10 protein-coding genes are annotated in these 15355 nt (G+C 72.2%); 6 read left to right on the forward strand and 4 right to left on the reverse strand.

Translation table 11 applies throughout. The annotated features are described in order from the left end of the window. Complete coding sequence (locus ACZBH1_RS13040) at positions 1-591, reverse strand: hypothetical protein (RefSeq protein ID WP_463646595.1); 591 nt, start codon at positions 589-591, stop codon at positions 1-3. Between the two features lie 83 nt (positions 592-674). Here ACZBH1_RS13040 and mfd point away from each other — a divergent pair, with 83 nt between their 5' ends. Beyond that, positions 675-4313: a transcription-repair coupling factor gene (gene mfd, locus ACZBH1_RS13045; RefSeq protein WP_463646596.1), complete on the forward strand. Its 3639-nt coding sequence runs from the start codon at positions 675-677 to the stop codon at positions 4311-4313. A 21-nt stretch (positions 4314-4334) separates the two neighbouring features. On the opposite strand, the gene ACZBH1_RS13050 is transcribed toward mfd, so the two are convergent. Together ACZBH1_RS13050 and gdhA are read right to left on the reverse strand one after the other, a co-directional pair. After that, positions 4335-5282, reverse strand: a complete 948-nt coding sequence (locus ACZBH1_RS13050; RefSeq protein ID WP_378881477.1) for a DUF1214 domain-containing protein — start codon at positions 5280-5282, stop codon at positions 4335-4337. 50 nt (positions 5283-5332) lie between these two features. After that, complete coding sequence (gdhA, locus tag ACZBH1_RS13055; RefSeq protein ID WP_452325292.1) at positions 5333-6715, reverse strand: NADP-specific glutamate dehydrogenase; 1383 nt, start codon at positions 6713-6715, stop codon at positions 5333-5335. A 198-nt stretch (positions 6716-6913) separates the two neighbouring features. Between gdhA and ACZBH1_RS13060 the strand changes: the two genes are divergently transcribed. Next, positions 6914-7513 (forward strand): gamma carbonic anhydrase family protein, encoded by a 600-nt coding sequence (locus tag ACZBH1_RS13060; RefSeq protein WP_336396766.1) that lies wholly within the window; start codon positions 6914-6916, stop codon positions 7511-7513. Between the two features lie 101 nt (positions 7514-7614). After that, the gene (locus ACZBH1_RS13065; RefSeq protein ID WP_463646597.1) at positions 7615-9315 is read left to right on the forward strand and encodes an MFS transporter; all 1701 of its coding nucleotides are present in this window, start codon (positions 7615-7617) and stop codon (positions 9313-9315) included. A 15-nt stretch (positions 9316-9330) separates the two neighbouring features. On the opposite strand, the gene ACZBH1_RS13070 is transcribed toward ACZBH1_RS13065, so the two are convergent. After that, positions 9331-12003 carry a phosphoenolpyruvate carboxylase gene (locus ACZBH1_RS13070; protein WP_378881473.1) on the reverse strand — a complete coding sequence of 891 codons (2673 nt, stop codon included), beginning with the start codon at positions 12001-12003 and terminating at the stop codon, positions 9331-9333. 162 nt (positions 12004-12165) lie between these two features. On the opposite strand from ACZBH1_RS13070, the gene nhaA reads away from it, so the two are divergent. From nhaA to hisS, 3 genes are read left to right on the forward strand one after another with little or no spacing between them, the layout of a single operon-like run. Continuing rightward, positions 12166-13362, forward strand: coding sequence for a Na+/H+ antiporter NhaA (gene nhaA, locus ACZBH1_RS13075; protein WP_463646598.1), 1197 nt, complete (start codon positions 12166-12168; stop codon positions 13360-13362). Continuing rightward, positions 13359-14027, forward strand: coding sequence for a nucleoside triphosphate pyrophosphohydrolase (locus tag ACZBH1_RS13080; RefSeq protein ID WP_336396458.1), 669 nt, complete (start codon positions 13359-13361; stop codon positions 14025-14027). Before nhaA ends, ACZBH1_RS13080 begins: the two co-directional genes overlap by 4 nt. Positions 14028-14058: 31 nt before the next feature. Continuing rightward, entirely contained in the window at positions 14059-15348 is a 1290-nt protein-coding gene (gene hisS, locus ACZBH1_RS13085) for a histidine--tRNA ligase (protein WP_452325327.1), read from the forward strand. The last annotated feature ends 7 nt before the right edge of the window (positions 15349-15355 follow it).

Raw genomic sequence — 15355 nt, forward strand, 5'->3', positions numbered from 1 at the left:
TCAGCCCGCGGCGAGGCCGGCCGTCAGGAAGCCCTGCGCCACCGCGCCGTAGGCGATGGGGCCGAGAGCGGCGATGATCACCGCCGCGATGCCGGCTCCCCGGCCGCGGGAGGTCACGATGGCCACCACGCCCTGGATGAGCGCCCACAGGCCGAGCGCGGTGCCGGCCCAGAAGGCGATCTCGCCCATGAGCACCCAATCGCGCACGGGGGAGAGGATCGACCAGTCGAAATCGCCGGTGGCGGTGCGTGCGCTGATCTCGCGACCCGCTCCGAGCCCGATGTTGAACGCGGCGACCGCCGCGAGCAGGCTCGCGCCGACCGTCGCGATCAGAGCCAGGCCGAGGGCGACGAGTCCGAGCGTGCCGCGGCGCCGCGCGGGTGCGGGTGCCGCGGAGGGCGACATGGCCGGCGCGGCGCCGCGAGTGCCGCCGAACCCGGCGGGCGGCGCATAGCCCGGCGGGGGCGCGTACGCGGAGGCGGGCGGAGGACCGAACGGTGCCGCTCCGGGCGGCGCCCACGTCTGCGGGGGTGCGGGCGGGGGCGGGGGCGGCGTGCCCGAGGGCTGCGAGGGATCGCTCACGCGACTCATCCTAGGAGCGCCGACGACGTTCGCGGCCGCCCTGCCCCTGGCTCGCGGCGCCCGGTGTCGGCGGCGCGTCGTAGACTCGTGCGGTGACAGTTCCCGGGATCGTGCGCGCCCTCGAACAGGCTGAACCGTTCCGGGACGCTGTGGCCGCGGCATCCGTCGACGCCGACTTCTCGCTCGTCGAGGGCCTCGACGCCCCCCTCCTGGCGGCGCTGGTGGAACGCCGGCGCGCCGCCGGGCGTCCGCCTGCCGTGCTCGTGATCGCCCCGACGGGGCGCCGTGCCGAATCCCTCGGGCCTGCGCTGGGAGCGCTGCTGCCCGGAGCCGAGGTGCTCCACTTCCCGGCGTGGGAGACGCTGCCGCACGAGCGGCTGAGCCCGAGCGCAGAGACGGTGGGCGCCCGCCTCGACATCCTCCGCCGGATCGCACGATGGGACGCCTCGACGCCGCTCGTGGTGACCGCATCGGTGCGCGGCGCGATCCAGCCGCTGGCGGCGGGACTGGACGACGTCGAGCCGATCGAGATCGTCGTCGGCGGCCGCGGGCACGACCTCGGCGAGGTGTCGGCGCGACTGGTGGAGCTCGCCTACCACCGGGTCGACATGGTGTCGCGACGCGGCGAGTTCGCCGTACGCGGCGGCATCCTCGACGTGTTCCCGCCGACGGCCGCCCACCCGTACCGCGTCGAGTTCTTCGGCGACGAGGTGGACCAGATCCGCGCCTTCTCGGTGGCCGACCAGCGCTCCCTCGCCGGGGATGTGCGCGAGGTCACGCTGCTGCCGAGCCGGGAGCTCCTTCTCACCGAGGCCGTGCGCGGACGCGCGCGACAGCTCAAGGACGAGTTCCCCGGACTCGCCGCGATGCTCGAGAAGATGGCCGAGGGCATCCCGGTCGAGGGGATGGAGTCGCTGCTTCCGGCCGTGGTCGACGACCTCGTGACCCTCGCGGACTACCTCCCCGAAGGATCCGCCGTCGCGCTGGTCGATCCCGAGCGCGCCGTCACGCGCGCGATCACGCTGGGCGAGACCAACCGCGAGTTCCTGGACGCGGCCTGGAGCGCGGCGACAGCGGGCGCCCGGACTCCGGTCGACCTCGGTGCCGGCGACTTCCTCACCCTTCCCGAGCTCCGCGAGGCGGCGCGCGAGCGGGGGAGTGTCTGGTGGCGGATGAGCTCGTTCGACTCCGGGCAGGCCGATGCCGTGGCCGAAGGCCTCCTCGACGCCGCGATCGACGACGACGTCGACGTCGCGCTCGAGGCCGCTGCGGCGATCCGGGTCCCCGGCGCCCCCGTGCCCTCATTCCATGGCAACGTCGACGGCGCCACCGAGCATGTCGGCGCGCTCCTGGCCGAAGGGTGGCGCGTCGTGGTCGCCGCGTCGGGCGCCGGCCTCGTGGAGCGGGCGCGCGATGTCCTCGCCGAGCGCGGCATCGCCGCGCGCAAGGTCGACGAGGTGCACCACGCCCCCGAACCCGGCATCGCCCACGTCGTGGTGAGCGTCCTCGAGCGCGGCTTCCAGTTCCCCGACGCCAAGCTCGCGGTGCTCACCGAGTCGGAGTTCTACGGCAGGACCATCGGCGGCGACAGCCGTGTCGTGAAGAAGCTCGCGTCGCGACGCAAGACCGTCGTCGACCCGCTGCAGCTCAAGGCCGGCGACTACGTCGTTCACGCCACGCACGGCATCGGCAGGTTCGTCGAGCTCACCCAGCGCGAGGTCTCCAGCGGCGGGCGCAACGCCGTGAAGAGCGTGCGCGAGTACCTCGTGCTGGAGTACGCGCCGTCCAAGCGCGGCTACCCGGGCGACAAGCTGTTCGTGCCCACCGACCAGCTCGACCTGCTCTCGCGCTACGTCGGCGGCGAAGCGCCGTCGCTGTCGAAGATGGGCGGCAGCGACTGGGCGCAGGCCAAGAGCAAGGCCCGTCGCGCGGTGCGCGACATCGCCGTCGAGCTCGTCAAGCTGTACTCGGCGCGCATGGCGTCCAAGGGGCACGCGTTCGGCCCCGACACCCCGTGGCAGCGGGAGCTGGAGGAGGCCTTCCCCTTCGCCGAGACCCCCGATCAGCTGCAGACGATCGACGAGATCAAGGCCGACATGGAGAAGCCGATCCCGATGGACCGGCTGCTTTCCGGCGACGTCGGATTCGGCAAGACCGAGGTCGCCGTGCGCGCGGCCTTCAAGGCCATCCAGGACGGCAAGCAGGTGGCGATGCTGGTGCCCACGACACTCCTGGTCAAGCAGCACCTCGAGACCTTCACCGAGCGGTTCGCCGGGTTCCCGGTCAAGGTGCGTGCGCTGTCGCGGTTCCAGACCGACAAGCAGGCGCGCGACGTGGTCGCAGGCCTCGCGGACGGCACCGTCGACATGGTCATCGGAACGCACCGCATCCTCACCGAGAAGGTGCTGTTCAAGGACCTCGGCCTCATGATCATCGACGAGGAGCAGCGCTTCGGCGTCGAGCACAAGGACCAGCTGAAGAAGCTCAAGACCAACGTCGACATCCTCGCGATGAGCGCGACGCCGATCCCGCGCACCCTCGAGATGGCGGTGACCGGCATCCGCGAGATGTCGACGCTGCAGACGCCGCCGGAGGACCGGCACCCGATCCTGTCCTACGTCGGCCCACGCAACGACAAGCAGATCGCCGCGGCGATCAGGCGCGAGCTGCTGCGGGAGGGGCAGATCTTCTACGTCCACAACCGCGTGCAGTCGATCCAGCGCGTCGCATCGCAGCTGGCCGAGCTCGTGCCGGAGGCGCGGATCGTCGTCGCGCACGGGCAGATGGGGGAGCACCAGCTCGAGCAGGTCGTCGACGACTTCTGGGAGCGCAAGGCCGACGTGCTGGTCTCCACGACCATCATCGAGACCGGCCTCGACATCGCCAACGCCAACACGATCATCATCGACCGCGCCGACAAGTACGGGCTGAGCCAGCTCCACCAGCTGCGCGGCCGCGTCGGCCGTGCGCGCGAGCGGGCGTACGCGTACTTCCTGTACGACGACCAGAAGCCGCTGAGCGAGACGGCGGCCGACCGCCTCGAGACGATCGCCGTGAACAACGACCTGGGCTCGGGCATGCAGGTGGCGCTCAAGGACCTCGAGATCCGCGGCGCGGGCAACCTCCTCGGCGCCGAGCAGGCCGGGCACATCGCCGGCGTCGGGTTCGACCTGTACCTCCGCATGATCGGCGAGGCCGTGGCGACCTTCCGGGGCGAGGACACCGAGGGCCCGACGGAGCTCCGGCTCGAGCTGCCGGTGCAGGCGCGCATACCCGATTCGTACATCGACAGCGAGCGACTGCGTCTCGAGGCCTACCAGAAGCTGTCGGCGGCCGCATCCGTCACCGCGGCGCCCGACGCGATCGACCTGGTGATCGAGGAGCTGACCGACCGCTACGGGGAGCCGCCGGCGGAGGTCGAGGGGCTGCTCGCGGTGGCGCGGCTGCGGCGCCGCGCCGGTCAGGCCGGCCTCGCCGACGTCGTCGCGATGGGCCCGAACCTGCGCATCGCGCCGGCGAACCTGCCCGATTCGATGCGGGTGCGGCTGCAGCGCCTGCACCCGAAGGCGAAGGTCGTCGCCGGCGGCGAGGCGCTGGTCGTGCCCCTGCCGACCGCAGGCGGCGAGCAGCTCGGCGACGACGAGCTCGTCGCGTGGGTGGCGCAGCTCATCGAGCAGCTCTGGCCCGAGAAGAAGGCGGAGCCGGCGGCGTCCGAGGCGGCGACGGCCTGATCGGGCGGCGGTGCGCCGGACTCAGGAGCCGGACGCCTCCAGGCGCGGGAAGGTCCACGAGCCGTCGAGCACCTCGGGGTGCGGCCGGTAGAGGCGCACCAGGTAGTTCCAGCCCTCGGTGACGGGGATCGCGTTGGCCGTCCCGGGCGGGAAGTCGCCGAAGCGCACGGTGGTCGACCCGTCCGGATTGCGCACGCCGGTGATGCTGTTCACGGTGTACGCGTCGCGGTCGTTCGGTTCGAAGTAGCCGGCGGCGTTGTAGACCGAGATGGACCAGAATCCGTCGACCGGCACCTCGCCGACGGTGAGCTCGTACCGGCCGACGGGGAGGCGGGGATCCTCGCTGACGTAGACCGCCTCGCTGGTGGGCAGCCCGCCCCAGCCCGCGGCGGTGCCGATGAGGTGACGGATCGGGTCGACCTCGTCCCGCGTGCCGAAGGTGCGGTCGAACGACGTCAGGTTGCGGGCGAGTGCCAGGAGGGCGTCGCGGGTCTCGTCGAGCGAGCCGGTGTCGTAGTCCGGATAGTCGAAGGCGGCAGCGGAGGCTGCTGTCAGACCCATGGCGTCCTGGATCTCGTGCACGGCAGCCAGGTCGTCGGCGTCGCCGGGATCGACGAGCGTCCGCACGGCCACCACGACGTGGCGGCTGCCCGGTCGGGCTGCGCTCAGCTGGTACGCACCGGCATCGTGGTAGACCGCCACGACGTGGTGATCCTGGTCGAGCACCATCGCGGACAGGTAGCGGTCTCCGTGCTCCGGGAGCGTCAGCGTCGCGCCGGCGGTCGCATCCACCACGGCGAAGCTGTACAGGGTGTCGCGGTTGAGCCGGATGACGGTCTGGTCGTCGATCGCCGCAGGCGTCCGATTGTGCACGAACCGGTTCACGCCGCCCGCCTTGTGCTGGAGGTCGCGGAACATGCGGTCCGTCTCGGCGCGGGTGAAGTTGTCGGCGCTCACGTGGATGCTCACGACGCCGATCCTGACACATCGGCCCGGAGGCTCGCGAAGCCGCGGTCGGCTCAGATGACGCCCTGAGCCAGCATCGCGTGCGCGACGCGCTCGAAGCCGGCGCAGTTGGCGCCGACGACGTAGTCGCCCGGGTGACCGAACTTCTCGGCGGCGGCGAACGCGGAGTCGTGCACGTCGGCCATGATGGCACGCAGCTTCGCCTCGCTGTCGTCGAAGCTCCAGCGCTGTCGGGCCGCGTTCTGGCTCATCTCCAGGGCGGACGTCGCGACGCCGCCGGCGTTCGCGGCCTTGCCGGGGCCGAAGAGCACACCCGCCGACTGGAACAGCTCGATCGCCTCGGGCGTCGAGGGCATGTTGGCGCCCTCTGCGACCGCGCGCACCCCGTTCGCGACCAGCGCGCGCGCGTCCTCGGCCTCCAGCTCGTTCTGCGTCGCGCTCGGGATCGCCACGTCGACCGGCACCTCCCAGGGACGCGCGCCCTCGACATAGCGCGCGCCGGAGCGGCGCGCCGCGTACTCCGAGATGCGCGCGCGCTCGATCTCTTTGATCTGCCGGAGGAGGTCGACGTCGATCCCGGCGTCGTCGACGACATAGCCGGAGGAGTCGGATGCCGTCACCGGCGTCGCGCCGAGCTGGCGTGCCTTGTCGATGGCGTAGATCGCCACGTTGCCCGAGCCCGAGACGCCGATCCGCTTGCCCTCGAGGGTCTCACCGTGGACGCCGAGCATCTCGTCGACGAAGAAGACCGCGCCGTAGCCGGTGGCCTCGGTGCGCACCTCGGCGCCGCCCCACTGCACGCCCTTGCCGGTGAACATGCCCGACTCGTGGCGGTTGGTCACCTTGCGGTACTGGCCGAACAGGTATCCGATCTCACGGGCGCCGACGCCGATGTCGCCGGCCGGCACGTCGGTGTGCTCGCCGAGGTGGCGGTAGAGCTCGTTCATGAAGGACTGGCAGAAGCGCATGATCTCGGCGTCCGACCTGCCGTGGGGATCGAAGTCGCTGCCGCCCTTGGCGCCGCCGATGCCCTGGCCGGTGAGGGCGTTCTTGAAGATCTGCTCGAAGCCGAGGAACTTGATGATCGAGAGGTTCACCGACGGGTGGAACCGCAGGCCGCCCTTGTAGGGGCCGAGGACCGACGAGAACTGCACCCGGTAGCCGCGATTGACCTGCAGGCGTCCGGTGTCATCGACCCACGGCACGCGGAAGAGGATCTGGCGCTCGGGTTCGACGAGCCGCTCGAGGATGCCGCCGTCGACGAACTCCGGGTGGGCTTCCAGCACCGGCGCGATGGACTCGAGCACCTCGTGCACCGCCTGCAGGAACTCCGGTTCGTGCGGGTTGCGCGCCTCGACGGTGTCAAGGACGAGGCGGATGGAGTCGGAGGCGGCGATCGCGGCGGGGGGCGAGGCGATGGGCAGCGCAGAAGTCATGGTGCAGGCTTTCGGGGGGTGGAGCGATGGGCCGGGATGCGGCACCTTTTCACCCTACCCACGGCCGAACGGCACTCGGCCCGTGTGACGCCGGTCCCCGGCGCCCGGCGCCGGGCGCGGGGCTGCGGCATCGCACTACGCTGTGAACCGAGCCGCGCCGGCGCCGATGACGCACGGCAGCGGAGGCGAGGAGGCATGATGCGATTCGAGCACCTCGGGGTCACGCCCCGGATCCATCCCGACGCGGTGGTCGCCCCGACGGCGGTGATCAGCGGCGACGTCGTGATCGGACCCGACTGCCAGATCCTGCACGGCGCGGTCGTCACCGCGGAGGGCGGCGCGATCACGCTCGGGTCGAACGTCATCGTGATGGAGAACGCGCTCATCCGGGCGACCGCCACCAACCCGGTGCACATCGCCGACCACGTCCTCGTCGGGCCGATGGCGAGCATCTCTGGAGCGGTGGTGGAGGAGGAGGTCTTCCTGGCCACCGGCACGCGGGTGTTCAACGGCGCGTATGTGGGAGCGCGCAGCGAGGTGCGCATCAACGCCGTGGTGCACCTGCGGACGACGCTGCCGCCCGACTCCACCGTGCCGATCGGATGGGTCGCGGTCGGACACCCGGTGCAGATCCTCTCGCCGGACCGGCACGAGGAGATCTGGGCCGCGCAGCGGGAGCTCGACTTCCCCGGCTACGTCTTCGGCCTCGACCGCGAGACGCCCGACCTCATGGTGCAGCTCACCGAGCGCTACGGACGCAGCCTCGCCCGCCACGCCGACGACCGCCGGCTGGACTGACGCGAGCCCGTCGCCTTCTCCGGGCGGGCCGGCCCGCCGGCGTTGCGCGAAGCGACCTCGGGACCCTGGTGGGCGCTCGCGGGAGCATCTAGGGTCGGTCCATGGGCCTTCTGGGGACCCGATCGAAGCTCGAACAGGCTGCGGGGGCCTTCTCGAGCAACTGGCGCAACCCCAATCTGCGCCGCGCCCAGCTGAGCTTCCTCGGCGCCTGGACGGCGGAGTGGGCCTTCACCGTCGCGCTGGGGATCGTGGCCTACAACGACGGCGGCGCGCTTGCGCTGGGATTGGTCGGCCTCCTGCGCATGCTTCCGTCGGCCCTCCTGGCGCCGATCCTGTCGCCCTTCGCCGACCGCGGACGGCGGGAGCGGGTGCTCGTGACGGTCTCGCTCCTGCGCGGGGCGGCGACCGCTGTCGCCGCGGCGGTGGTCGTCCTCGCCGGCCCGGTCCTCGTCGTCTACGCGCTGGCCGTGCTGTCCACGATCGCGGCGACCCTCTTCCGCCCGGCCCACTCCGCGCTGCTGCCGACGCTGTCGCGCACCGGGCACGAACTCGCGAGCGCGAACGTGGTTCGGGGTCTGCTCGACTCCATCGCGACGCTCATCGGACCGCTGATCGCGGCGGTCCTGCTGGCGGTCGCCGACGTGTCGATCGTGTTCGCGGTCGCGGCGGCGGCCTCCTTCTGGGCGGCAGTCCTGCTGCTTCGTGTCCGCTACGACGCGCCCCCGCGGCCACCGGCGCCGCGACCCGACCTGATGCGGGAGGCGATCGACGGCCTTCGCGCCGTCGTGCGCAGCCGCGACCTCCTGCTCATCCTGGGCCTCGCGGCCGCTCAGGCGCTGACGCGCGGCGCGCTCACGGTGTTCTCGGTCGTCGTCGCGATCGAGCTGCTGGGCATGGGCGAGTCGGGCGCCGGCGCATTGATGGCCGCCGTGGGCGTGGGCGCAGTCGTGGGGTCGCTGTGCGCCTCGCTGCTGGTCGGCACCGGACGACTCGGCGCGTGGTTCGCGGTGGGGGTCGCGCTGTGGGGTCTGCCGATCGCGCTGGTCGGCGTGTTCTCCGGGCAGGCGGCCGCGCTGCTGCTGCTCTCGTTCGTCGGCGTCGGGAACGCGCTGATCGATCTGGCGGGGTTCACGCTCATCGGTCGACTCGCCCCCGACGAGGTCATGGCCCGCATCTTCGGCGTGCTCGAGAGCCTGGTCGTCATCTCGATCGGCGTGGGATCGATCCTGGCCTCGGCACTCATCGCCTGGCTCGGCCTGGAGCCCGCCCTCATCGGCATCGGCCTCATCTGCCCGGTGCTGGCGATGCTCTCGTGGTGGCGCCTGCGCCGGCTGGACGGCGCGGTCGGCGCGCTGGATGCCGACGTCGCCCTGCTGCAGCGGGTGCCGATGCTCCAGCCCCTGCCGCTTCCGGCGATCGAGCAGCTGGCGCGGGGGCTCGAGCCGGTCGACGTGCCCGCCGGGCGGGCGGTGTTCGTGGCCGGGGACGTCGGCGACCGCTATTACGTCATCGCGTCCGGTGAGGCGGACGTGATCGGCGACGATCGCGTGGTGGCGACGCTGGGGGAGGGGGAGGGGTTCGGCGAGATCGCACTCCTGCGACGCACCCGGCGCACGGCGACCGTCGTGGCGCGCACGGCCCTCGCGCTCAAGGGGCTGGCGGCGGACCGCTTCATCGCCGTCGTCGTCGGATACGGTCCCAGCGCCCGCACCGCCGCCGCGGCGGTCGACGTCCGGCTCGGCCGCTACGCACCGAAGGGCACGGCGGGCGAGGCGCCGGCCGCCGAGGACGGGCAGCCCTGACGCGCGAGCGCGTGCTCAGCCGGTGTTCTGGAGGCCTGCGGCCACGCCCGAGACAGACAGCAGCAGGAGGCGCTGGAGCTCGGGATCGACGGGTGCCCCCTCGGGTGCGGCGCGCAGCGCCCGCAGGGCGCGCAGCTGCAGCAGCGACAGCGCGTCCACGTAGGGGCTGCGCATCTTGACCGCGCGCTGGAGGACGGGCTTGTTGCCGAGCAGCTCGGTGCCGCCGGTGACCCGGATCACCCAGTCCCGCGTGAGCCTCATCTCGTCGCGCACGAGGGCGGCGAGGTCGTCGCGGTCGCCGAGCTCGAGGTAGTGGCGGGCGATGCGGTCGTCGGTCTTGGCCAGGCTCATGGCGACGTTGTCGATCAGGGTGCGGAAGAGCGGCCACTCCCGGTAGGCCCGCTGCAGCAGCTCCTCGTCGCCGACGCGCTCGAGGGCCGTGCCCAGCCCGAACCAGCCGGCGAGGTTGATGCGGGCCTGGGTCCACGCGAACACCCACGGGATCGCACGCAGGTCCTCGAGGGACTCGACGGAGAGCCCGCGCCGCGCGGGACGCGAGCCGAGCGCGAGGTGGCCGATCTCCTCCATCGGGGTGACGCGGGCGAACCAGGGCGCGAAGCCGGGTGCCTTCACGAGCGAGAAGAAGCGCTCGCGGGATGCCTCGTCCATCGTCGCCGCGACGGCGGCGAACTCGTCCGCAGCCGCCCTGTTGCGCTGCTCGTTCGACGGCGCGGATGCCAGCAGGATGGCCGCGGCCACCTGGTCGATGTGGCGCATCGCGATGGCGGGATCGCCGTAGCGGGCGAAGATGACCTCGCCCTGCTCGGTGAGCTTGAATCGGCCGTCCACCGAGTGGGGCGGCTGCGCGAGGATCGCGGAGTTCGCCGGCCCGCCGCCGCGTCCGAGGGCTCCGCCTCGGCCGTGGAACAGGGTCAGCTCGATGCCGTTCTCGTCCGCCCACGCGGCGATCTTCGCCTGCGCCTCGTACAGCGCGAGGTTCGCGGCGACCGGTCCGACGTCCTTCGACGAGTCCGAGTAGCCGAGCATGACCTCCAGGCGCCGGCCGGTGGCATCCAGACGCGCGGCGAATTCGGGGTGCTGCACGATCTCGGCGAGGATCGCGGGGGCCGCCTGCAGGTCGGCGAAGGTCTCGAACAGCGGGATCACGTCGAGCACCGGCGGCGTGCCGTCGGGTCCGACGGCGAAGCGGGCGAGCTTGTGAACCGCCGCGAGGTCGTCCGCCGACTGCGTGAACGACACGATGTAGCGTCCGGCCGCTCGCGGGCCGTAGCGCTCCTGCAGGAACCCGACGCTCCGGATCACGTCGAGCACCTCCTCGGCCTGCTCGCTGAGCGGGCCGCCCGCTTCGAGTTCCGCCAGCACCTTGGCGTGCACGGCCGAGTGCTGACGCACCTCGAGCTCGGTCAGGTGGAACCCGTACGTCTCCACCTGCCACAGCAGCTGCTGCAGGTGCCCGTACGCCTGACGGGGCGCGCCCGCCTGCACGAGCGAGTCCTGGACCACCCGCAGATCGGCGAGGAGGTGCTCCGGATCCCGGTAGGCGAGGTCGGCGTCGCGCTGACGCGTCGCCTCGATCTTCCGGGCGATGAGCAGCAGGATGCGGCGGTGCGGCTCGTCGGGCGATCGCTTGGCGATCTCCTTCGCCGCGTCCTCGTCGGCGGCCTTCATGCGCTGCCACAGGGCGACCAGCGCGTCGCTCGGCGGCGTGGTGGAGGCATCCAGCGTCAGCGTCCGCCCGATGCGGCTCGCCGTGCGCTCCAGACCGAGCAGCACGTGCTCGCTGGCGATCGCGGATGCCTTGCGGGTGACGGATGCCGTCACGAACGGGTTGCCGTCGCGGTCGCCGCCGACCCACGAGCCGACGCGCACGAAGGAGCGCACGACGGGGGCGCGGCCTCCGGCGGCGGGACCCTGCAGCGCGTCGTCGACGCGGCGGTACACGTGGGGCACGGCGGTGTAGAGCGTCTCGTCGAAGACGGCCATCACCGCGCGCACCTCGTCGGTCGGCGAGGGCTTCTCGGGGCGCAGCGGAGCGGTGCGCCAGAGCGTGTCGATCTCCTCCAGCATGCGCCGCTCCGCCCGCCGCTCGTCCGCGCCGTTGCGCAGGGACGCGTCGTGCTCCTCGAGCAGGGCGGCGAGCCGCCGGATGCTCGACGACACCGCCCGACGGCGCGCCTCGGTGGGGTGAGCCGTGAAGACCGGGTGGAAGCGCATGGCCTGGAGGCGCTGCAGCGCGGTGTCGTCGCCGACCTCGGCGGCCAGGCGCACGAAGGCCGCGGCGACGGAGTCGGTGGCCTGCTCGCGGTCGGGGCGCCCGTCGCGCTCGCGGAGGACACGCACGCGCTGGTGCTCCTCGGCAAGGTTCACGAGGTGGAAGTACGCCGTGAACGCCCGGGCGACCTCGTCGGCGCGGGCGATCGTGAAGGACTCGGCGATCTCGGCGGCGCGGGCGAAGGCCTCCGGCGTCTCATCGGTGTAGGCCTGGATGGTCGCGGTGCGCAGTCGCTCCACGTCCTCGTACAGCCCGGGCGAGCCGCTCTCGCGCAGGACCTGCCCCAGCAGCGTGCCGAGCATGCGCACGTCGCCGCGCATCTTCTCGGGAATCGCCTGCTCCGCCTCGAATCGTCCGACGAGGTCGATCGCTTCGGTGTGGGTGAGTTCGCGCATCCCTCCAGGCTAACGGCGCGTCGTTTCGGCGACGTCACGCGGGACGCTGTGTGACGAAGGCCGCCGGGCGCCGTCCGGATAGACTGGGCCCCTGGTGTGCCGGGAAGTCTGGTCGGCGCGGTGCTTCGGCGCCGGAACCCGATGATCGACGAAAGGACCCGTGTGTCCCTGCTCCGCTCTGCCCGCTTTCCGGCGATCGTCCTCCTCGCGGCGGCGATCCTCGCGCTCGTGCTCGCCAACTCGCCGCTCGGACCCGCGATCGCGTCCGTCAAGGATGCCTACGTCGGCATTCCGGGCGTGTTCGAGATGTCGGTGGGGCACTGGGTGCAGGACGGGCTCCTGGCCGTCTTCTTCTTCATCGTGGCCGTCGAGCTGCAGTACGAGCTCACCAACGGCGAGCTGAATTCGGCGCGCAAGGCGCTGCAGCCGGCGATCGCGGCCGCGGGCGGCGTCGTCGTGCCGATCGGGGTGTTCCTGCTGTTCGCGGCACGCTCCGACGCGGTCGACGGGTGGCCGATCCCCACCGCGACCGACATCGCCTTCGCCCTCGGCGTGCTGGCCGTCTTCGGCAGGGGCCTTCCCTCCGGGATCCGCATCTTCCTCCTCGCTCTGGCGATCCTCGACGACATCGTCGGCATCGTCTTCATCGCGGTGCTGTTCACCGAGGACGTCAACGTCGGACTGCTCGCGCTCGCCGCGGTCGTCGTGATCGTGTTCGGCTTCCTGAGCCGCCGGCTCGACACCCGCGCGCAGGTGCCGATCGCGATCGTGCTCGGCGTGCTGGCGATCGCCACGTGGGTGCTGGTCTACCTGTCGGGTGTCCACGCCACCATCGCCGGCGTCGCACTCGGTCTCGCGATGGCGCAGCGTCCCGCCCTGCGCACCCGGCACGAGCTGGAGCCGTGGGTGAACGGCATCGTGCTTCCCCTGTTCGCGTTCTCGGCGGCGCTCGTCGTCATCCCGTCCGTCTCTCCGTCCCAGCTGTCGCCGGCGTTCTGGGGCATCCTCGTCGCGCTCCCGGTCGGCAAGGTCATCGGCATCTCCCTCGCGGGCTGGATCTCGCTGCGCGTGGGCAACCGCGGCGCGACGCCGCATCTGTCCTTCGCCGACCTGCTCGCGGCAGGAGCCCTGGGCGGGATCGGCTTCACCGTCTCGCTGCTGCTGTCCGAGCTCGCCTTCTCCGGCGATCCGCTTCTGCGCGACGAGGCGACCCTGGGCGTGCTGGGCGGATCGATGATCTCGATCCTGCTCGCGGCGGTCCTCGTTGCCCAGCGGGCGCGGCACTACCGCCGCTCGGAGTCCGCGTCGCCGAGCGATGAGATGCCCCCGCCGGCCGCGACGGAGGGCCAGATCGCATGACCGCCGGATCCGGTCCCGCGTCCGACCCGCTGCGCGAGGCGGCCGACGTCATGCGCGCGGTGCGCGACCGCTGCGTGTGGACGCAGCAGATCGACCACCGCGCACTGGTCCCGTACCTCGTCGAGGAGAGCGCGGAGCTCATCGACGCCGTGGAGGACGGCACCCGCGACGAGCTGCGCGAAGAGCTGGGCGACCTGCTGTGGCAGGTGCTGTTCCACGCCGAGATCGCCTCGCGCGACCCCGAGGCACCGTTCGACATCGACGACGTCGCCCGCGGGCTGACCGAGAAGATGGTGCGACGCCACCCGCACGTCTTCGGCGACGCCGTGGCGACCACGCCCGAAGAGGTGCTCGTGCACTGGAACGCCGCCAAGGCAGCGGAGAAGCACCACCGACGCTCGGTGCTGGAGGGCGTGAGCGAGCGGATGCCGAGCCTCGCGCTCGCCCAGAAGCTGCTGTCCAAGGGGTCGCAGGTCGGGGTCTCCGCAGCGGCCGGGTCGTCCGAGCCGGATTCCGAGGCCGAGCTCGGCGACGCGCTGCTGGCCCTCGTGGCGACGGCGCGCGCCAACGGGTGGGACGCCGAGCGCGCGCTGCGCGAGCGTCTGCGCGGGCTCGAGCACGACATCCGCGCCGCCGAGGGCACCCCGGGCGACCTGGAAGGATAGGGGCGTGGCATCCGTCAATCCGCCGCGCGGCATGCGCGACTTCCTCCCCGCTGAGAAGGCCCGGCGCGAGCGTGTGCTCGCCGTCATCCGTGAGCGCTATCGCGTGCACGGCTTCGACGAGATCGAGACGCCCGTGATGGAGGAGTACTCCCGGCTCCACGCCGGGATCGGCGGCGACAACGAGAAGCTCGCGTACAACGTGCTCAAGCGGGGGCTCGACGCCGAGGCGATCCGCGCGGCCGCCGACGACCCGGCGAGCCTGACCGATCTCGGCCTGCGCTATGACCTCACGGTCCCGCTCGCACGGTTCTACGCGACCAACCGCGGGCAGCTCCCCGCCGTCTTCCGCTCCATCCAGATCGCACCGGTCTGGCGCGCGGAGCGTCCGCAGAAGGGCCGCTACCGCCAGTTCGTGCAGTGCGACATCGACATCATCGGCGACCCGTCGCCCCGCGCCGAGGCCGAGCTCATCGTGGCCACCCTCGACACGCTCGACGCGATGGGCCTGGACGGCGGGAGCGTGCGCATCAACGACCGCCGGGTGCTGGACTGGATGCTGGACAGCTTCGGATTCGGCGTCGAGGAGCGTCCGGGCGTGCTGATCACCGTCGACAAGCTCGACAAGCTGGGCCCCGAGGGGATCGTGGCCGAGTTGCGCGACCGCGGGGCGTCCCCGGCCGCGGTCGACGCCTTCGAGGCGTTCCTGCGCCGCCCGATGACGCTCGAGTACAACCCGTACGGTGAACGCCAGATCCGCAAGGCGCTGCCCGAGGGCGCGCCCGACGACGTCGTCGCGGATCTCGTCGGCATCGGGCACGCGGTGGCCGCGGCCCGCGCGGCGACGCCGGGCGCGACGGCAGGCGACGAGGGTCTCGCGGACATCCCGGTCGTGTTCGACCCCTTCCTCGTGCGCGGCATGGGCTACTACACCGGAACGATCTTCGAGCTCGCCCACCCGTCCGTGGAGTACTCGCTCGGCGGCGGTGGCCGCTACGACGGCATGATCGGCCGCTTCCTCGGGCAGGACGCCCCGGCGGTCGGGTTCTCGATCGGCTTCGAGCGCATCGTGGACCTCATCGCGGAGCAGACGGATGCCGCGGCCCCGGCTGTCGTCCTCGTCCATGACCGCGACGTGCCCGAGGGGGAGCTCCTGGCGCACAAGGCGGCCCTCGTGCGTCAGGGATCGCGTGTGCGCCTCGAGCAGCGCACGAAGAACCTCAAGGCGCTGCTGGAGCGCGCGGCGGCGGACGGCTACACGGCGTTCGCCACCGTCGGCGCCGGCGCCGCGACGGCTGCGCTCGAGGTGAAGCCGCTGGGCTGACGCCGGC

The organism is Microbacterium sp. ZXT2-5, assembly GCF_055329545.1.